Origin of the sequence: Cupriavidus sp. MP-37 (assembly GCF_020618415.1) — a bacterium.
In the GTDB taxonomy this organism is placed as follows: domain Bacteria; phylum Pseudomonadota; class Gammaproteobacteria; order Burkholderiales; family Burkholderiaceae; genus Cupriavidus.
Genome location: NZ_CP085344.1, coordinates 607,741 through 626,439, shown reverse-complemented (window position 1 = coordinate 626,439; position 18,699 = coordinate 607,741). Strand labels below are relative to the sequence as shown.

At 64.8% G+C, this 18,699-nt stretch carries 13 protein-coding genes; 5 read left to right on the top strand and 8 right to left on the bottom strand.

Annotation, left to right across the window (positions count from 1 at the left end):
- The first annotated feature begins 50 nt into the window (after positions 1-50).
- Positions 51-1,154, top strand: a complete 1,104-nt coding sequence (locus LIN44_RS02995; protein WP_227313449.1) for a GTP-binding protein — start codon at positions 51-53, stop codon at positions 1,152-1,154.
- A gap of 34 nt (positions 1,155-1,188) precedes the next feature.
- Here LIN44_RS02995 and LIN44_RS02990 read toward each other — a convergent pair whose 3' ends face one another.
- On the bottom strand, positions 1,189-2,196 hold the full coding sequence (locus LIN44_RS02990) for an AraC family transcriptional regulator (RefSeq protein WP_227313448.1): 1,008 nt from the start codon (positions 2,194-2,196) through the stop codon (positions 1,189-1,191).
- A gap of 506 nt (positions 2,197-2,702) precedes the next feature.
- Between LIN44_RS02990 and LIN44_RS02985 the strand changes: the two genes are divergently transcribed.
- Positions 2,703-4,052, top strand: coding sequence for a nucleobase:cation symporter-2 family protein (locus LIN44_RS02985; protein WP_227313447.1), 1,350 nt, complete (start codon positions 2,703-2,705; stop codon positions 4,050-4,052).
- Between the two features lie 4 nt (positions 4,053-4,056).
- Entirely contained in the window at positions 4,057-5,469 is a 1,413-nt protein-coding gene (locus LIN44_RS02980) for an amidohydrolase family protein (RefSeq protein WP_227313446.1), read from the top strand.
- 12 nt (positions 5,470-5,481) lie between these two features.
- Here the strand turns inward: LIN44_RS02980 and LIN44_RS02975 are convergent, their stop codons facing one another.
- Genes LIN44_RS02975 through LIN44_RS02965 form a run of 3 tightly spaced genes read right to left on the bottom strand, consistent with a single transcriptional unit; the run spans position 5,482 to position 11,271 of the window.
- The gene (locus LIN44_RS02975; RefSeq protein ID WP_227313445.1) at positions 5,482-6,132 is read right to left on the bottom strand and encodes a hypothetical protein; all 651 of its coding nucleotides are present in this window, start codon (positions 6,130-6,132) and stop codon (positions 5,482-5,484) included.
- Complete coding sequence (locus tag LIN44_RS02970; RefSeq protein WP_227313444.1) at positions 6,120-8,372, bottom strand: M23 family metallopeptidase; 2,253 nt, start codon at positions 8,370-8,372, stop codon at positions 6,120-6,122. The genes LIN44_RS02975 and LIN44_RS02970 overlap by 13 nt, the downstream gene beginning before the upstream one ends.
- 13 nt (positions 8,373-8,385) lie before the next feature.
- Positions 8,386-11,271 carry a type VI secretion system Vgr family protein gene (locus LIN44_RS02965; RefSeq protein WP_227313443.1) on the bottom strand — a complete coding sequence of 962 codons (2,886 nt, stop codon included), beginning with the start codon at positions 11,269-11,271 and terminating at the stop codon, positions 8,386-8,388.
- Between the two features lie 681 nt (positions 11,272-11,952).
- On the opposite strand from LIN44_RS02965, the gene LIN44_RS02960 reads away from it, so the two are divergent.
- A complete protein-coding gene (locus LIN44_RS02960; protein WP_227313442.1) occupies positions 11,953-12,210 on the top strand; it encodes a DUF4258 domain-containing protein in 258 nt (85 codons plus the stop codon).
- Between the two features lie 4 nt (positions 12,211-12,214).
- On the top strand, positions 12,215-12,685 hold the full coding sequence (locus LIN44_RS02955; protein WP_227313441.1) for a hypothetical protein: 471 nt from the start codon (positions 12,215-12,217) through the stop codon (positions 12,683-12,685).
- Between the two features lie 247 nt (positions 12,686-12,932).
- Here LIN44_RS02955 and LIN44_RS02950 read toward each other — a convergent pair whose 3' ends face one another.
- The 4 genes from LIN44_RS02950 to LIN44_RS02935 form a co-directional block, all read right to left on the bottom strand.
- Positions 12,933-14,045, bottom strand: a complete 1,113-nt coding sequence (locus LIN44_RS02950; protein ID WP_227313057.1) for an IS481 family transposase — start codon at positions 14,043-14,045, stop codon at positions 12,933-12,935.
- Positions 14,046-14,262: 217 nt separating this feature from the next.
- Positions 14,263-16,128 (bottom strand): TRAP transporter large permease subunit, encoded by a 1,866-nt coding sequence (locus tag LIN44_RS02945; RefSeq protein WP_227313440.1) that lies wholly within the window; start codon positions 16,126-16,128, stop codon positions 14,263-14,265.
- Between the two features lie 38 nt (positions 16,129-16,166).
- Complete coding sequence (locus LIN44_RS02940; protein ID WP_227313439.1) at positions 16,167-17,186, bottom strand: TRAP transporter substrate-binding protein; 1,020 nt, start codon at positions 17,184-17,186, stop codon at positions 16,167-16,169.
- A gap of 36 nt (positions 17,187-17,222) precedes the next feature.
- Positions 17,223-18,668, bottom strand: coding sequence for a mannitol dehydrogenase family protein (locus tag LIN44_RS02935; protein WP_227314326.1), 1,446 nt, complete (start codon positions 18,666-18,668; stop codon positions 17,223-17,225).
- Positions 18,669-18,699: the final 31 nt, after the last annotated feature.

Genomic DNA, 18,699 nt, shown 5'->3' with positions numbered 1-18,699 from the left:
TCGCCGCAGCGAGGAACGCAGTACCCAACCGGTAGAAATCAGGAGACAACATGAACGCACCTGCCGTCGCACAACAGCCGCCCATCCCGGTCACCATCCTCACCGGCTTCCTCGGCTCGGGCAAGACGACGCTGCTCAACCACATCCTGACGCAGAAGCACGGCCACCGCATCGCCGTGATCGAGAACGAGTTCGGCGAAGTCGACGTCGACTCCGACCTGGTGATGACGTCGGATGAAGAGATCTACCAGATGACCAACGGCTGCATCTGCTGCGTGGTCGACGTGCGCACGGACCTGGTGCGCATCCTGCAGAAGCTGCTGGAACGCCCCGAGCGCTTCGACCATATCCTGGTCGAAACCAGCGGCTTGGCCGACCCGACGCCGGTCGCCGCGACCTTCTTCATGGACAACGAAGTCGCGCGACAGGTCACGCTCGATGGCATCCTGACGCTGGTCGATGCGGTGCATATCGAAAGCCATCTCGACGATCCCCAGCTGACCGGCTTCGACAACCAGGCGGTCGACCAGATCGTCGCCGCCGACCGCGTGATCCTCAACAAGACCGACCTGGTCGACGCCGCGCAGCTCGACCGGCTGGAAGCCCGCATCCACCGCCTGAACGAGGGCGCGCAGATCCTGCGCTCCAACTTCGCGCAGGTGGACCTGGGCAAGATCCTCGGCATCGGCGGCTTTACGCCGGGATCGATACAGGCGGATGCGCACGATGACCACCTCGGCCACGCCCATGCGCACGACCAGGCGGATCACCACGACCACGACCACATCTGCGACGAGCACTGCGACCACGCGCACGATGACGACACGCACGGCCACCGTCACGATCCGTCGGTGACCTCGGTCTCGCTGGTGTTCGACCAGCCGTTCGACCGCCAGCGCCTCGAGCATGGGCTGAAGGCGCTGCTGGCCGCGCAGGGCGACGATGTGTTCCGCATGAAGGGGATCGTCGCGGTGGCGGGCGATGAGCGCCGCTACGTGCTGCAGGCGGTGCACCGGCTGATGGATTTCCATCCCGCCGAGGCGTGGGGCGCGGAACCGGCGCAAAGCAAGTTCGTCTTTATCGGCCGCCATCTCGACAAGCTGCGGCTGCAGACACTGCTGAAGGTGTGCCTGCCGGTGGCGCAGGCCGCCTGATGCCGTGCCGGGCGGCAGCGGGGCTGGCTTGCCGTCAGTCCCGCTGCGACGCGGCCGCGCGCAAGGTCTGCGACGGCAGCTCGCCGAATTCGCGCCGGTACTCGCGCGAGAACAGGCTCAGGTGGGTAAAGCCGTGCCGCAGCGCGATCGTGCCGACCATGCCCTTCTCTTGCGGCGCGCGCCGCAGGTCGGCGCGCGCGCCATGCAGGCGCAGCAGCCGCAGGTACTCCATCGGCGTGGTGTCCTTGCTCTTGCGAAAGCCCAGCTGCAGCGTGCGCGCCGACACCCCGCAATGCGCGGCGATCTGCTCCAGCGTCAGCGGCTGGTCCAGGTTGGCGCGCAGGTAGGCAATGGCCTGGCGCACGTAGTCGGGCAATACCGCCTCGAAGCGCCGCGGCAGCATATTGCCGTCCGCGGCGAAGCGGTCGAGCAGCAGGGTCGACAAAACGATGCGTTCGATGCTGGCATCCACGGCCGGCACGCCGCTGCCTTCGCGCCGCACGCGCGTTTCCGCGCGCAGGTAGCTCACCAGCGCCTGCCAGCGAGCGGCACGGCCATCGTCGGCCACCGGCTGCATGTCGAATTCGATCGGCGCCGGCGGCTCGAAGCTGAACTGCTGGCGGAACGCTTCCTCGATCAGCTGGCGGCGGATCACCACGCTGAAGCGCTCGCAGCCCGGATCCAGCGACAGCGTGGTCGGCACCGTCGGCGAGAACACGAAGGTCGCTCCCGGCGGCATCAGCATCGCGCCGCGCGGCGTCTCGACGCGGCACGTGCCGGCCAGCACGGTCTGGATCACGAACTCGTCCTTGTTCGGCTGCGGCTCGATCTGCACCGCCTGGTTGTAGGCGATGGTCACCAGCGTCAGCCGGCCGATGGTGCTGGTATCGATGCGCGCATCGAGCGCCGCATCATCCTCCGCCGCGCGCAGCCGCGTCGGGCCGAACACGCGGCCGGACAGCGACTGGATGCGATCGAGGTCGCCGCCGCGAGAGACTGACGGGCGCTGGGCTGCGGCGGACCAGGCTGCGGTGGGTGGCATATGTAATGGGGACGGAAAGTTGGAGAACACAAAGGCTTGCCTGCCGATACGCATGCCACTGCCAACAGCCGCGGTTCACGCTCCCCTCTCCCGCGCGCGGGAGAGGGGTGGGGGTGAGGGCCGGAGCGTCAACGAAGTCCACGCCGTCGGTATGCCGGCGCCTGCCCTCACCCCCTGCCCCTCTCCCGCAAGCGGGAGAGGGGAGCAAACACGCGGAAAGCGCTCGCCGCGAGATACGTCATCCATCCTATGACCCCCACCCCGCTTACGCAACCCAAGGGAAACCCCTGATGCCCCCAGCGCGCATTTCGCCAGCCCGCTTGCGGCCCCGTGCCACAGCCTTCGCAATAACGCTATGACGGCATGCCGTACATCACTACTGTGCAAGGCATGCGCGCGTCATGCGCCGCGCATGGCACCGTGACGGACCGAACCCGGCAAACACAGACCGGGCCAGCCGCCGCCGGCATGGCGCACTTTCCCCAGCAGCGGCAGGAGACAACATCATGCAAGCAGCGGTTCATCCCGTCGACCAGATCCTGCCGGCCCGCGCCATGGCGTCGCTCGGCTTCCAGCACATGCTGGTCAGTTATCTCGGCGCCATCGCGGTGCCGATGATCGTGGCCGGGGCGCTCAAGATGACGCCGGCCCAGACCACCATGCTGATCAGCACCGCGCTGTTCACCTCGGGCATCGCCACGCTGCTGCAGACCGTGGGCTTCTGGAAGTTCGGCGTGCGCCTGCCGCTGATGCAGGGCGTGGCGTTCAGCTCCGTCGGCCCGGTCATCGCCATCGGCACCGACCCGGCGCTGGGCTTCAACGGCGTCTGCGGCGCCATCATCGCCGCCGGCGTGATCGCGATGTTCCTGGCGCCCGTGATCGGCAAGCTCAAGCGCTTCTTCCCGCCGGTGGTGAGCGGCTGCACCATCACCGCGGTGGGCCTGTCCCTGTTCCCGGTTTCGTTTCACTGGTTTGGAGGCGGAAGGGGCGCGCCGGATTTCGGCGCGCCCATCTTTTTCCTGGTCGCCTTCGGCGTGGTGGCACTGATCCTGCTGATCAACCGGCACGGCGGCGAACTGGTGCGCAACCTGTCGGTGGTGATCGGCCTGCTGGTCGGCGGCGCGGTGGCGTGGATGCTGGGCATGGGCAGCTTCGACGAAGTCACGCGCGCGCCCTGGTTCACCATGGTGACGCCGTTCGCGTTCGGCATGCCCACCTTCAACATCGGTGCCATCACCACCATGGTGATCGTGATGGTGGTGCAGATGGTGGAATCGATGGGCCTGTTCGTCGCCGTCGGCGATATCGTCAAGCGCCCGCTGACCGAGCGCGACGCCACCCGCGGCCTGCGCGCCAACAGCCTGGCCAGCGCCATCGGCGGCATGTTCGCGGCGTTTCCGTACATCGCGTTCATGGAGAACGTGGGGCTGGTGATCGTCACCGGCGTGCGCAGCCGCTGGGTGGTCGCCACCTGCGGCGTGATGCTGTGCGCGGTGGCACTGGTGCCCAAGATCGGCGCGCTGTTTGCATCGATTCCCGCCGCTGCGCTGGGCGGCGCCACCATGGTGATGTTCGGCGTGGTCGTGGCCGCCGGCATCAAGACGCTGGGCGACGTGGACTATGAGCGCAACCCCAACAATCTGTCCATCGTCTCGATCACGCTGGGCTGCGCAATGATGCCGGTGATGCTGCCCGGCATGCTGGAGAAGCTGCCCGGCTTCCTGCAGCCCTTTGTCCACAGCAGCGTGATCATCGCCTGCGTGGTTTCCGTGGTCCTCAACCTGATTCTCAACGGCCTGCCAGCCCGTGAAGCCGACGCGCTGCCCGCCAATGCCGACAACGTCCAAGGGGTCTGAAAACATGGTGCCTAACACCAACACCATCCACGCCACCAACGCGCCGGCCGGCGCCCTGCTGATCCGCAACGCCGCCGCCGTGATGACCGGCCGCGCCGGCACTGCCGCGCGCGCGGGCGCCGCCGACATCCGCATCCGCGACGGCCGCATCGCCGAGATCGGCGCCAGCCTGCCGCGCCAGGACGGCGAAGCCGTGCTCGACGCCAGCGGCTGCGTAATCTATCCAGGCTGGGTCAACACCCATCACCATCTGTTCCAGAACCTGCTGAAGGCCGTGCCCAGCGGCATGAACGCCGGACTCGAGCAATGGCTCGCGTCGGTCGCCTACCCGCGCCTGGCGCGCTTCAGCCCCGAGATCTTCCGCACCGCGGTGCGGCTGGGCATGGCGGAGCTGCTGCTGTCCGGCACCACCACCTGCGCCGATCACCACTACCTGTATCACCACGGCCACGGCGCGGAAACCGGCGACGTGCTGTTCGAGGTGGCGGAAGAGCTCGGCATGCGCCTGGTGCTGTGCCGCGGCGGCGCGATCCAGTCAGCCTCGGATCATCCCGGCATGCGCGCAACAGCCCTGGTGCCCGAAACGCTGGACGAAATGCTGGCCGACATCGAACGGCTGAAAACGCGCTACCACGACGCCTCACCCGACGGCCTGCGCCGCGTGGTGGTGGCACCGACGACACCGACCTTCTCGCTACCGCCCGCGCTGCTGCGCGAACTCGCCGCCTTTGGCCGGGGCGTGGACCTGCGCCTGCATTCGCACCTGTCCGAGACCGACAACTACGTCAGGTTCTGCCGCGAGAAATACCAGTGCACGCCGGTGCAGTTCGTCGCCGACCACGACTGGCTGGGACCGGATGTCTGGTTCGCCCACCTCGTCACGGTGAATCCCGAAGAAATCCGCATGCTGGCCGTAACCAACACCGGCATGGCGCATTGCCCGGTCAGCAACGCACGGCTCGGCAGCGGCATCGCGCCGGTGCGGGCGATGGCGGATGCGGGCGTGCCGGTATCGCTTGGGGTGGATGGAGTCGCGTCGAATGAATCGGGCAGCATGGTGCACGAGGCCAATTTCGCCTGGCTGGTGCATCGCGCGCTGGGCGGTGCCGCGCAAACGCGCGTCGAGGAAGTGATTCACTGGGGCACTGCAGGCGGAGCGCAGGTACTTGGGCTGCCCGGCATCGGCACGCTCGCGCCCGGGCAATCGGCGGACCTGGCGATCTATGACGTCAGCGGGCTGCGGTTCCATGGGTTCCATGACATCGGCACGGCACCGGTCGCGGCTGGAGAGCCGACGCCGGTTAGGGATGTGCTGGTGCGGGGGAGGCAGGTGGTGCGCGATGGGGCGGTGGTGGGGCTGGATCTGGAAAAGCTGAGGCGGGAGGCGCGGGAGGCGTTGGCGACGTTGGTCGACTGAGAGCGTCTGATGCTATGGGTCGGGGACGAATCGCATTGAACGGATGATGGCCAGGACGTCGGGTAACGCTCGCTCCGATCGTTTCAAGATCGGCTTGCCGCGCGTTTCGGTGATCTCGCGCGGGTCGTAGCCTAATAGCACGTCGCCGTTTTCACTCATAACCGCGCGATGCTCATCACCCATGCAGAAGGCCAATGTCCGAGGACGTGGCGGCGCAATTGCGCTCCATGTCTCGATGTACGCCTCGCTGTAGTAGCGTGGGTTCAGTTCGCCAAGTTGTCTGAATTGAATATCCCTTGCATGGGCCTTATCAACGCCGCGATATGCTTTCATTAGTTTCGGACATATCTCTTTAGCAGCTCCGACATGACAGCTGATCGAGAAATGCAGGGCGCGATCATAGCGATCCTTCGGATAGTGGTTGTTGTGTCGGAAATAGCCGAATAGAGAAGGACTGGGCTCGGCTAGGTCAGCATAGCCGCCAGCTTTCGCTACAAACTCGACCGCGCAATCACTCATTGGGATTACGTAGCGCTGCATGCCATTTGGCAGAGCCGCATCATTGTCCAAGCCAGCCCGGGCATTCAATGCAGCAGGCAGCAAGGCAAGAGCCGCCCAACGTCTAACCAACGCTAGGTGGCCTTGCAGCTTCAATTTTTCCATCCATAGTCCTCCGGTTTGATTTGCTCCATGCCAGCACCATCGGGAAAGGTCGGATGCTCGAACAGCAATACTTGCGCATAGGCGTAGGCGTGATACCTATCCACAAGGCCGTTCAACGCGGGATTATCCCGCCCCAAATGATCCGGCAGGTTAACGGTGCAAGCCACTCGCCGGAACGACACATTTTCGTAGAACACATACGGCTCTCGTTTCTTTAGCCGGCTGCTGAAATGAATGTTGAAGGTCCGTCTCTTGTTAGGGGTGTATTCGTCGGCCTCTTCGTTAGCCCGGTTCAATAACCAATAGTAGCCAGCGCTGTCCGCGGCCTCATAATGCTTGTCCACTATCTCACCGCGCCACCTTGCCACAGCATCTGGTATGCGAGCCTCCACAGCGTGAAGCGGCACGTTGCTGCGTAGCTTGCTTGCGTTTTCATGAGCAGTGGCAAGCATCGTGCTGAGCGAGGTGTCGATGTTACGCCCCCGGAACTTCCAGTACCCGATGTAATTCCCTGGATGAGTAAGCTGCAAAGCTCCCCGCCCATACCATGGCGCATACCAATTGTTCCCTCCACCGACCTCTACCAAAGTACTGAGCCAGATCGTTTCTTGTACCGAGTTCCCTAAGAACGCGGCAAGACGCGGCCGCGTAGTCACTCCATATTTTCGCCACATGGTATTGAACTGCTTGTAGTGGGATGCGATCAACTTCCCGGCCGAATTCTGTGCTGCTTCATAAACTATCTTGGCCGGAATCCCTGCCCCAAGGCCTCGCAACATCCTCGCCGGCACAGCCTGCCTGAGCTCATCAACACTAAGCCACAGCGCCCTACGCATATGATGAATGAATTGCAGCGGATGGAAATGCCATACCGCACGCTGCAATCCTGTGTGCTGCCAGAATGCCAGCTTCTGCGCCTGTTCCTTGAACCGCTGCCAGCTGTCCTCCGAAACCAGCGGCATCCCCGGTTTGCGCAGGCGCGCAAAGCGTACGTCCAGGTCAGAGACATCCCATTCAGTCGGATGCTTGACCACCAGATGACGCAGCGCCGCCTTGCCCGCATCGCCGTTGTCGCTCAGCATCTGTAGCGTCGCCGGCTCGTCGACGATGGCATCGCCCGGACTCAGCATCGTACCTTCCTCGACCTTCTTCCAGCCCAACCAGTGCGGGAAGTCCGCGTCAGACAACCGCACGATGCCGGCCTGCGACAGGTCTATATAGCCCGCCGAGCCAGGCGCATAGGGCATCAATTGCCAATTGTCGGTGTGGCGGGTGCGCTCTTCGCTCAGCACACGCCCGAAGGTAAGCCACTCCAGTCCGGCGCTTGGGTTGTCCGGATACAGCGCCTCCGCGAGAGCCAGCATGGCATAGGCATAACCCGGCTGCACGACCCGGCCGATTTCGCGGTACTGGCCATGCGCCGTGCGTACGCGTGTGGTGGTGATGCGCTTGTCCTTCTCCAGACGGACGCTGACATAGAGCGGTTGCCCGGCATTGCTTCCCGCCGTGCCAGACGGAAACATCGAGTTGCCATCCTTGTCCGCCGTCCGCCATACCCCATTGCCCTTGGGCAAGCGCGGATGCGCCGCTACAAATGACTTGCCTTCCGGGATAACGAAGTGAATGTCGCCGTAGATATCGGCGCTGCCCTTTTCCGTGATGAGGCTGCTGTCGCGGAAAAACCCAGCCAGTGCCTCGTCGGTACAGAAGATCTCGAAATGGAAGCCACTGCGCCCGGCCTGGTGCTGGCTTCCCGGATAGCCCAGTATGTCGCGTCGGTAGACCTTGGCTTTCTTGGGATCGTCCGGCACCCGCGCGTCCGGGCTGGTACGGGTTCGGTAGCACGCCGGCAGCGTGTCGATACGACCGTGCAAATGCTCGGCGGCGACCAGGTTCATGTACAGCGAATAGAACACCAATGGCGTGGCGGCGCCGGTTTCGGTCTGATGGCGCAGCAGCACGAAACTGGTGTCATAGGGCTGCCCTTCATAAATTTCGGTATTGGGTGCCAGCCGGTAGGCCACGATGGTGCCATCTGCGATGGCGCGAACCGGCGTGGCCGCATTGGCACCGACATGCAGACCGCCGTGCCAACAGTACGTGTTGCCGACCATGCGGGCCGGATACGCGCCCTTCGGGTCGTCTGACTCGGCCAGCAGCCGCGCCAGCCAGGCGTCCTCCGACTCTTCCATGGCGTTGCCTGCCGGCGGCATTGTAAGAATGGGATAGCTGATGATCATGGCGCACTCCGGCTCAGGAGTATGGGAAGGAACCGGGTATCTCCCATGGAGTCGCCGGTGCCATCGGCAGCGGATAGTCGTGGCGGACGCCTGCCTCGAAAATCCTCTGCGCTGCCTTGTAGGTAATCGGCCCCGGACATTCGAAGGTGATATTGCCCCCCTCAATCGTGATGGCAGCCCCGCCAGCCGTCGCAATACGAATGCGCTTGGCCGCAGCAAAGTCCACATGCATATTTGCCGAGACAATCGTCAGGTCCTCTCGCGCCGCCAGCTTCAGCAAGTCATGCTGCGCCTGGAGATCGATATCATCCTGGCCCGCAGTCAGCTGCAGCCCGACGTTGCCCTCGCCGGGCGAAGACAATCCCGCCGCCACGCCGATCGCCTGTCCCGCATGAATGCGTCCCTGCCCCGCGACGGCGACGTTGTTGTCCTGCCCGCTGGCCAGCACGACGCTTTCGCCGATGGCGAGCTGCAAGTCCTGGCCCGCGACCATAGCCACGCCAGCCCTGCCGTTGAGGTGGACCATCGGCTCGCCCTGGTGCGGCACCTTGCCTGGCGTGCTGGTATTGCCGCAAGTCGCGTCATCCACCGCGGCATCGAGGGATTGCCCATCAACCATGCCGGCTGCGGCCTTGGCTTGTTTCGCCAGCGGCGCCGCGTCATCCTTGCCAGTAGACAGTGCCTGGGCCTGGTGCGTGATCGCGCCGTCGCTCAGCGTCCTGACCAGATCCCCCGCCTGCCGCAACAGCGCGATGCCTGCAGCGTTGTCGCCAGTCGGCAGCACGCGGCCCGTGACGGCATCGCGATAGGTCGTCAGCAATAGCCCGGCCCGGCCGCGTATCGCGACGTGGCCGTCGGTGCGCAACTCGAACCCTTGCCCCCGGAAGCTGCCGCGGCGATTGTCCTGCTGGTGGATCACGTGGCCCAGATTGAGCTGCGTGGCTTGTTCGGTGGTGGCGAGTTGCGTGCGCAGCTGGTCGTCGGTGTCGTCGAACACCAGCTGGTTGTAGCCCTTGCCGCCATGTTCCTGACTCTTGAACCCGGTCAGCGCGGCGTCGTTGCGGTGGCCTTCCGGATCGGCGCCCATGCCGTGCCACCCCGGGCTGTTGCCGCCTGCGAGGTTGCCTTGCGCGCTTGGCTGACTATCGGAGCCCATTGCATAGATGCCGCTGGCGTCATACGGCTGCGAGAACGTGGTGGCGGCCATCGACTTGCCGCCCGGCGTGGGTGCGATGCCGGCTTCGCCCTGGCCGTTGTACAGCGCGCCGATCACGAACGGCTGGTCGATATCGTTGTCCGCAAACTTGACCAGCACCTCCTGGCCGATGCGCGGTAGCCATTGCCAGCCCATGCCCGCACCGGCTTGCCGCTGCGCCACGCGTACCCAGCGGCTGCTGCGGTCGTCGGCGCGCTCGCCGCGCTGCCAGGAGAAGCGCACGCGGATGTGGCCGCGCGGGCTGGCGTGGTGTTCGGCGTTGCCGTCGGCCTCGGTCTGGCCGTCCGGGCCGACCACGATTGCGGTATGCACGCCCAGCGGGGTGGACCGGCTATAGAGGCGCGGGCAGTCGCCCGCCAGCACGGCGGCGCGCCAAGGACGGCGCGCGTCGAAGGCACGGAAGCGCGCCGCATGGCCATGTTCCCGAGCCGCCGCCAGCAGGGCTGGGGTCGGCACCAGCCGCTCGGCCGCGTCGTCGACGAAGCTGTGCATCAGGCCGGCGGTGATTGCCGCGGCATCCGGCGCCGGCGGCGGCGTGTCGAAGCGCAACGCCGCTTCCAGCGGCCCCATCCGGTCGGCGAGCGCGGCGCGCGTTTCCACGGCGAGATTGTTGATGCCGCAGTGCTCGACCGCGTCGAGCAGCAGCGGATACGCCGCCGTATCGTCTTCCTGCGGCGGCAGGTGGGGGCAGCCGATGACGCTCAGTCGTGTGCCGCTGCGCAGGGTGCGTACGGAAGCGCTGCCGGTGAACACCAGCGCGCGGGCTTCGATAGCTTCCATCACCTGCTCGGCGACGCGCAGTGCGCTGGCCGTGTCCGGCGCCAGCGACAGACTGACGGACAGATAAGGATCGGGGCTGGCGGCCTGGCCTGAAAAGACGCCGAAGCGCGCCGGCGCGTGGCCACGGATGGTGCGCTTGCCTTCGGGATCCCACGCGCCCACCGCGACGCCGCCGACCGCGGCACGGGTTTCGCAGATCAACTGCTGGATGGCGTCAGCCGATTCCTGGCTATGTGCACGGTGATAGCGGATGCCGCCGCCGGCCGCTGACTCGGGATCTTCGGGCAATTGCGCGCTGTCGGCAAAGATCACCACGGCATGGCCGAAGGGCGCCTCGTTATCTTCCACCACGGTATAGCCCAACCCGGCTTCGGCCAGCAGGCGTGACAGGAACTGGTAGTCGGTCTCGCGGAATTGCGCGATGTGGTCGCGTTCGCCGAACGCGGCGATGCGGGCTTCGGCGCCGGCGGCATAGCGCCACTGCGCGTACGGCGCGTAGTCCTGCAGAACGGCTTCGATGATGCTGTCGAGCTTGCGGTTCTGGAACACCTGGCTGTGGCGCTGCTGCGTGGTCAGCCACAGCCAGGGCACCACGGTCAGGCGGTAGCGCGCGAGGCTGCCGTCAGCGCCGAGTTTCTCGGCCTGCCGGATCAGGCCGGTACGGCGTGACTGGCTGCCGCCTGCGAGCGTCGTTTGCAGCGTGATGCGCTGGCCGAGCAGGCTGTCCAGCGCGATATCGGGGTTGGCGCTGACCGCCACGATGCGCCACTCAAACAGCGCAGAGATGGCCTCGCGGCCGAGCCAGGCTTCCATTGCCAGTTCGGCCAGTGCGCCTTCACCGTCGAGGGCATACAGGCGATGGGTAGAGGAAAACAGCTGTTGGTGGAAGCGTGCAGGATCCATTTGCCAATGCGCCAAACCGCGTTGTTATACAGACGCGCTATGGCGACGTTGCGCATAGCAATCGTCTATTTGTGCTCCTGCATCTAAAGGAAATCAACGGAGGAATGCCGATTCGAAACGCGATCTTCATCTCGATCAAATGCCCGGAAGTTTTCCCTTCAATGGGAAGAATCTTCGCTTCGAAGGCGCTCTTAGGATTTCGGCTATTTGCTGGCGAGCGAGGCTCGGGCAGGATGCGGCGTCCGTATGGGAATGCGAACTGTCTTATCGCGCTGCGTGCCGTGGCGCGGGAGACTGGGGCTGTCATCGAACAACAGTGACCGAGTGTGGAAACTCGAATGCCTCAACTGAACGGTCGTCCGTGACGACCGTTCTTGCCTATACGTGCAAGCCATCCATGGCGGGCCGGATGAGGCAGCCGAAAAGCTGACCGGCAATGGTTGTGACACCGGTTTCCACCCTCGTCGTCAGGCCCGCCGCCCCCCTCTTGCGTCACACGGCGGACCTTCATGCAACGATAGGAGGTCCTATGTCGGAAATCGATCTATCTACGGCGCGGTACAGTCTCTTGGCGGTGGCAGCGGGAGAAACTGGGATACACTTCAACCTATCAAAATAATAGGTGGCCCAGTGAGGCACCCGTCGACACGTCAGTTGGAAAAGCACATTCACGCATGTGCAATGGAAACGTCGAACATCGTGTTCGTGCCTCATGCGCGAGAGCGAATGTCGCTGCGGATGATCAACGACCCGATGGTTCTCGAAGCGCTTCGTAAAGGCGTCATCTCGCGTGACCCGGAGCCCGACATGCGGGCACCCGGTCTTCGCTGCGTGATGGAACGCTATGTTTCGGGAATCAACGTTGGCGTCGTTGTTCTGGTCGATTACCCCGCGTCCGACTTGACGGTCATTACGGTGATGGATGTGACCAAAAGGTAAGAAGATGTACCACTACACAGACGGCGGCCTCAAGAACGTGTGGCTGGTCAATGGCTACAAAGTCCATAAAACGCCCTATGGCGAAGGCGTGTCTATCGAGGACCTGGATGGTCTTTGCGTCGCCATTTGCCTGGCTCTGGCAAAGAAGCCCTCCCCTCTCACCGGTGCGGAATTTCGCTACCTCCGCAGCGCCGGGTTGATGCAATCGCAAGCCGGCCTGGCGAAATTGCTTGGCAACAATGAGCAGGCCATTGCGCGTTGGGAAAAAACCGGCAAGTTGCCAGGCTGGGCCGACAAGCTGGTGCGCCTGCTTTACCTGGCGCGCGCAGAAGGCAATGCACCGATTGCCTCTGTGATTGAGCGCATCAACGCAATCGAACGCGCGGAGAAGCAGAAGATCGTGCTACGCGCCGCAAAGTCGGGATGGGCATCCAAGGTGGAGTCGCAAGGCAGTGACGGAGACGTTGCGGCATAAGACTCTTGCATGCCCACGGCCCGCCAGTGGTCGATGCAACCTGTAGGGCGCCTTAGGATTCCGTACCACTTTCGAACCATCCGACCTTGAGGCTGCGATCTGCGTAGTGGGACATCTTCCAGGGCTGTTACGTTGGTGACTTCGTTGATGCGCCGGCCCTCTCCCCCGCCCCTCTCCCGCAAGCTGTATGGACCGGGGACATGGGTAACACATGTGCCAGGACATGGGTAACAGTCCAGTCTCCAGTTTAATTGGCCTCCTGTAGGTCTATTGTGGCCACCTTCTGATGGCAGAAGTAGACATCAAAGGTGCCGTCCAAATCCACGCGAGGGCGCAGCGCTACGGGCGTTCCGACCAAGGCTCGTCCGACCCGGAACGTCTTTCCTCGGAAGCAGATGCGCCCACCGTCGCCTACCTTTCGCACGATGTCATCGCTGCCGTACTCGATAGGCGGGAGCTCGCGCGGCATCGTCCGTGGACTAGGCGCATAGCGGCTTGCGGGTGTCTCCATATCCAGGGCGTGGTGTGGGCGCTTGAAGTTGTACACGTGGCGCCAATGGCTGAAGTGATGCTGCGCATCGTCCAGATCCCGGAAGCGCTGGTTGGCCAACAGCTCTGCCTGCATGGTTCGATGGAAGCGCTCGTCCTTACCGTTGGTCTGCGGATGGCGAGGTCGGCTATGACTGAGCCGCACCCCCAGGCGGATCAGCCAAGCACCCAACGTGGTAAGTGCACGGGGCACTGGAGAACCCCAGGGCGGGCCGTTGTCTGCATTGATGCGCTCGGGCAGCCCATAGCGCGCAAAAGCCTTCTCTAACGCTTCCTGTACGGATTCAAACTGTTCGTTGCCCAAGGCCCTGAGCAGCACATTGAACCGGGAGTGATCGTCCAAGACCGTGAGTGGGTGGCACCGCTGCGTGTCGGTAGCGAAGTGGCCTTTAAAGTCAATTTGCCATAGTGCATTGGGCCGGTCGTGCTCGAAGCGCTGCCAGGCTGTAGCGGCCGAGCTGGCGGCCGGATCGATCAAGCCATGGCGGCGCAGCACCCAATTGACTGTGCTCGGGGCGATTTGGACGCAGTGGTCACGCTCCAGTACGCGTGCGATCTTGCGGGCGCCCCAGGCCGAATGTTCGGCTCGGATCGCTAGCACGCCCTCTTCGACGGCAGCTGGCGTTCGGCCGGGAGAGCTATGTGGCCGCCGAGTTCGGTCGTCCAGATCCTCTCGGTTCAACCACTTGTAACCGGTCTTGCGACTGATGCAGAAGCGGCGGCAAAGCTCCGCAATATTGGCGTCCGCCTGGCGTGCCAGGCGGACGAACTCTTCTCTTTGCTGCTTCACGGTGGTTTGGCTCCAGGGCAACGTTGTCCTCCCGCTGACTAAGCGGGAAAAGTGTTACCCATGTCCTGGCACACCTGTTACCTATGTCCCCGGTCTATACAGCAAGCGGGAGAGGGGAGAAAACAAGCGGGCTGGAATAGACCCTCGGGCTCGCTCGCGACAGTGCCATGCGTGCGCCGCGATGTGCTCCGCGGCAGAGCCCGGAATCCGCAGTACGGAGCCACGCAAAGAAGTCCCCTCACAGAAACCCGATCGAAAACCAAGGCACCAACGTCAACAGCACCAGCGCCACAAACAACGCCGCCATATGCGGCCACACCCGCGGCATCGCCACGTCAGGCGACACCCGCCCGATCGCACAGGCGGCATAAAACCCCACGCCAAAGGGCGGCGCGAACAGGCCCAGGCCCATCGCAAAAATCACCACCATGGCGTAATGCACCTCATGCACGCCAACCAGCTTGGCAATGGGAAACAGCAACGGCCCGAACAACACAATGGCGGGAATACCTTCCAGCAAGCTGCCGAGGATGACAAAGGCCAGCGCCGATACCAGCAGGAAACCGGTCTTGCCACCGGGAACGGACGACAGAATCCGCACCAGGTCCTGCGCAAAGCCGGACTGCGTCAGCGCCCACGCCATCGCCGTGGCACAGCCGACGATCAGCAGAATCGCACCGGACAACGCCGCCGTATCCAGCAGCATCGGATAGACCCGCCGCCACTCGAACCGGCGATACACCAGGATCCCGGCCAGCACCGCGTAGAAAATGCCGATCGTAGACACCTCGGTCGCGGTAGCCACCCCCTCGACCACCGCCGTGCGAATGATGATGGGCAGCGCCAGTGCCGGCAGCGCAACCAGCAGGGCTTTCACGATCACCGGGCGCGACGGCCGTGGCACGCGGCTCATGTCTTCCTTGCGGGTCTGGAACCAGACCACCAGGGACATCATCACCAACCCTACCGCGGCGGGCATCAGGCCACCGATGAACAGCGACGTGATCGATACCCCGGTCACCGATCCCACCGTGATCAGCACGATGCTGGGCGGGATGGTTTCCGACATCGCGCCCGATGCCGACAGCAGACCGATCAGGTCGCCGTCCCTGGCGCCACGCCGCTTCATTTCCGGGAACAGGCTTGGCGCCACGGCAGCCATGTCGGCGGCCTTCGCGCCCGAGATGCCGGAGACGATGTACATCGCGCCCAGCAGCACATACTGCAGGCCGCCGCGCAAATGGCCGATCAGGCTGACCAGGAAGTGGATCATCGCCCGCGCCAGGCCGGTCATCTCGATCAGCGCGCCCAGGAAGACGAATAGCGGCACCGCCAACAGAATCAGGTGCGACATGCCCTCCTGCATGCGGTTCGGGATGATGGACAGCGGCGTGGCCGTCGACAGCGACAGGTAGCACAGCGTTGCCAGGCCGAAGGCGAAGGCGATCGGTACGCCGATGGCCACGCATGCAACCAGCATCAGCAGGAAGAAGATCACCAGGTTGGCATTGCCGAGCGTCATCAGCGTGGGCGACAGCAGCCAAAGCACGCCACTACACACTGCCACCATCAGGCCGGTCGCCAGCACCGGTTTCCAGTGCGCCGCAAGCAGGCGCAAGATCGCCGCAACCAGCATCAGCACGATCCCGACCAGCACCGCGGCGGCGCGGTAGCCTTCGCTGATCTCCAGCGTCGGCGTCGACACCTCGAGGTGCTCGGTCAGATGCTCCCACGCCGGCCGCAGCAACAGCGACAGGAACGCCACCACCAGCCACATGCCGAGCGCGTCGACCCAGGCGCGCCTGGCGGGCGGCAGGTTCTTGATAAAGGTGGTCAGTTGCATGTGGCTGCCGCGGTCCAGCGCGATGATGGCGCCGAGCATCGCCAGCCACAGGAACAGGATGCTGGCCAGTTCATCCGTCCATGGGACCGGCTGGTGCAGCGCGTAGCGCGCGAAGGCACCGCCGCCCAGCAGCAGGATCTCTGCCAGCACGATCAGCGCGGCCGGCACCTCCACCATGCAGGCCAGCAGGCGGCGCCAACAGGCCGCGGCGGCTGATGGCGCCGGGAGCGCTGGCGCAATGGCTTCAGCGGTGTGCTCCATCGATGTCTCCTTGTCTTCTTTATCGTTCGTGCCAGCCGTCATGCGAGACGGCCCGCGTATTTCTCCAGCCTGGACCACGCTTCGTCGCCGTATTTCTTCTTCCATTCGGCATAGAAGCCGGCGCCTTGCAGCAAGGCGCGGAACGGCGCGGGATCGGGCTGGTTGAAGACGATGCCGAGGCGGCTCAGCTCGGCCTGCGCATCGGTGTTCAGGCGCGCGATGTCCTCGCGCTGCTTCAGCGCCGCCGCGGTGAAGTGGGCGGTGATGGCGGCCTGCACCTCCGCTGGCAGCGCCCGGAATTTCCTGGCGTTGCCGAAGATGAAGTGGCCGTCCCAGGTGTGTCCGGTCAGCGCGCAGAACTTCTGCACTTCATAAAGCTTGGCGCTGCGAATCAGCGCGAGCGGATTCTCCTGTCCGTCGACGACCCGAGTTTGCAGCGCTGAGTAGAGTTCGCCGAACGGAATGGCCGTCGGCGACGCGCCCAGCGCCTTGAACATCGAGATCCACAGCGGGATGCCGGGCACGCGCACCTTGAAGCCTTTCAGGTCCGCCGGCGTGTTGATCGGCCGGCTCGCCGAGGTGATGTTGCGATAGCCGTTGTCCAGGCATTTGTCGAAGACGTGCAGGTTCACCTTGCCCAGCGCGGCGCGCACATAGGCGCCGACGTCGCCATCCATCGCGGCCCAGACCGTGGCGTAGTCCTTGAAGGCGAAGGCCACGCCGTTGATGCCGGCGGTCGGCACCAGCGTTTGCAGGTTGGTGCCGGCCGTGGACATGAAGTCCATCGCGCCGGTGCGCACCTGCGCGATCATGTCGGGCTCGCTGCCGAGCTGGCTGTTGGGATAGACCTGCAAATCGACCTTGCCGCCGGTGTCGAGGCGGATGGCCACCGCCGCCTGCTGGATGCGCAGCGTGCCCGGATGGTCGGCGGGAAAGGCGGTGCCGTACTTCAGGCGGATGGTGGCGGCCTGGGCCAGTACGTGGGCTGCCGGCAGCGTCATCGCCAGCGAGCCGGCGGCTAGCGCGCCAAAACGGCGTCGGGTCAACAGCATGGCCATGGTGTGGTGGTCTCCTTGTTGTCGGATGGGGATGGCTCAGGACGACAGCAGCGCGGCGGTGCCGCCAACGCGCAGCACCGCCAGGTGACGGGCGAGGCGGTCGGCCAGCGGCACGGGCCACGGCTCGCTGCCGAAGACAGGAGCGTGCGCGAGTGCCTGTGTCACGGCGTCGGCATCGCTGTGGGCGCCACGCAGGCACGCCGCCAGCGCCGGTGCGCCGGGATCGTCGAAGGCAAGCGCGCGGCCGCCATCGCTGCGTCCGCTGCGCAGGCAATGCAGCCAGGCCGCGAGCGCGCGTTCCAGCCAGGGCCGCTCGATGCCTGCACTGGCACGCAGGGCGGGCAGCCAGCGCACCGGCACTTTCTGCGTGCCGTCGGCTGCGATTTGCACAGTGCGATGATCGAGCGCGGCATTGCGAAAGCGCTGCAGCAAGGCCTCGCTGTATGCGTCCACGTCATATCCGGGCGGCGCTTGCACGGTGGCGCGCAGGTCCGCCATCACGCCGCGCGCGAAGGCGCCGACCAGCGGATCGTCCATGGCCTCGGCAACGGTCTGCAGCCCGCACAGTTGCCCGGCATAGGCGATGGCGGAATGCGTGCCGTTGAGCAGCTGCAGCTTCATCGCCTGGAACGGCCGGACATCGCTCGTCATCAGCGCGCCGCCCGCTTCCCATGCCGGCCTGGGTCCGGCAAAGCGGTCCTCGATCACCCACTGCGTAAAGGCTTCGCAGACGATGGCGGCCTCGTCGCGCAAACCCAGGCGACGCTGCGCGTCACGGCGCGATGCCGGCGTGGCGGCGGGCACGATCCGGTCCACCATGGTGTTGGGAAATGCCACGTCGTCCCGCACGCGGCGGGCCAGTGCCGGGGCCGTCAGCGCTGCGTACTGCGCCAGCAGCTTGCGCAGCGTCTGGCCGTTGGCGGGCATGTTGTCGCAGCAAACGATGCTGAGCGGCGCCCCAACAGGCCGGCGGCGCAGTCCGGCAGCCAGTACGCCAAGCGTGCTTCTGGGCGTGTCGGGATAGGCCAGGTCGTGTCGGATATCGGCGTGGTCCGTGTCCAGGTCGGCGCTGGACGGATGCTGGCAGTAGCCCTTTTCCGTGACCGTGCAGGTCACCACCGCGATACCGGGGTCGGCCAGCGCACCCAGCACCTCCTCCAGCGCATGCGGTGCATACCAGGCTTGCACCACGGCGCCGACGATACGCGTCGTAGCCGCCGCACCTTCGCGTTCGGTCACCGAATACAGGAAGTCCTGCGCCGCCAGCATGCGCGGTGTGCGCGGCTCGCGCAGGCTGACGCCGACAATGCCCCAGCGGCTATCGCCGGCGCGGATTGCGGCCTCGGTGTACAGCGCCTGGTGCGCGCGATGGAATGCGCCAAGGCCAAGATGCAGCACGCCGCGCGACAAGCGTCCGCGATCGTAGCCGGGCTGGCGCACTTCACGATTGGCGCGGCAACCGTTGCGTTGCGTGAGCCTCATCAGCGGTACCTCGGCAGGTCTGTTGGCAGCA

Bases quoted from the DNA above. Each gene is read 5' to 3' on its own strand.
- LIN44_RS02940 (WP_227313439.1), bottom strand. From the start codon at position 17,186: ATGGCCATGCTGTTGACCCGACGCCGTTTTGGCGCGCTAGCCGCCGGC.
- LIN44_RS02945 (WP_227313440.1), bottom strand. From the start codon at position 16,128: ATGGAGCACACCGCTGAAGCCATTGCGCCAGCGCTCCCGGCGCCATCA.
- LIN44_RS02985 (WP_227313447.1), top strand. From the start codon at position 2,703: ATGCAAGCAGCGGTTCATCCCGTCGACCAGATCCTGCCGGCCCGCGCC.
- LIN44_RS02970 (WP_227313444.1), bottom strand. From the start codon at position 8,372: ATGATCATCAGCTATCCCATTCTTACAATGCCGCCGGCAGGCAACGCC.
- LIN44_RS02955 (WP_227313441.1), top strand. From the start codon at position 12,215: ATGTACCACTACACAGACGGCGGCCTCAAGAACGTGTGGCTGGTCAAT.
- LIN44_RS02975 (WP_227313445.1), bottom strand. From the start codon at position 6,132: ATGGAAAAATTGAAGCTGCAAGGCCACCTAGCGTTGGTTAGACGTTGG.
- LIN44_RS02960 (WP_227313442.1), top strand. From the start codon at position 11,953: ATGGAAACGTCGAACATCGTGTTCGTGCCTCATGCGCGAGAGCGAATG.
- LIN44_RS02995 (WP_227313449.1), top strand. From the start codon at position 51: ATGAACGCACCTGCCGTCGCACAACAGCCGCCCATCCCGGTCACCATC.
- LIN44_RS02980 (WP_227313446.1), top strand. From the start codon at position 4,057: ATGGTGCCTAACACCAACACCATCCACGCCACCAACGCGCCGGCCGGC.
- LIN44_RS02935 (WP_227314326.1), bottom strand. From the start codon at position 18,668: ATGAGGCTCACGCAACGCAACGGTTGCCGCGCCAATCGTGAAGTGCGC.
- LIN44_RS02990 (WP_227313448.1), bottom strand. From the start codon at position 2,196: ATGCCACCCACCGCAGCCTGGTCCGCCGCAGCCCAGCGCCCGTCAGTC.
- LIN44_RS02965 (WP_227313443.1), bottom strand. From the start codon at position 11,271: ATGGATCCTGCACGCTTCCACCAACAGCTGTTTTCCTCTACCCATCGC.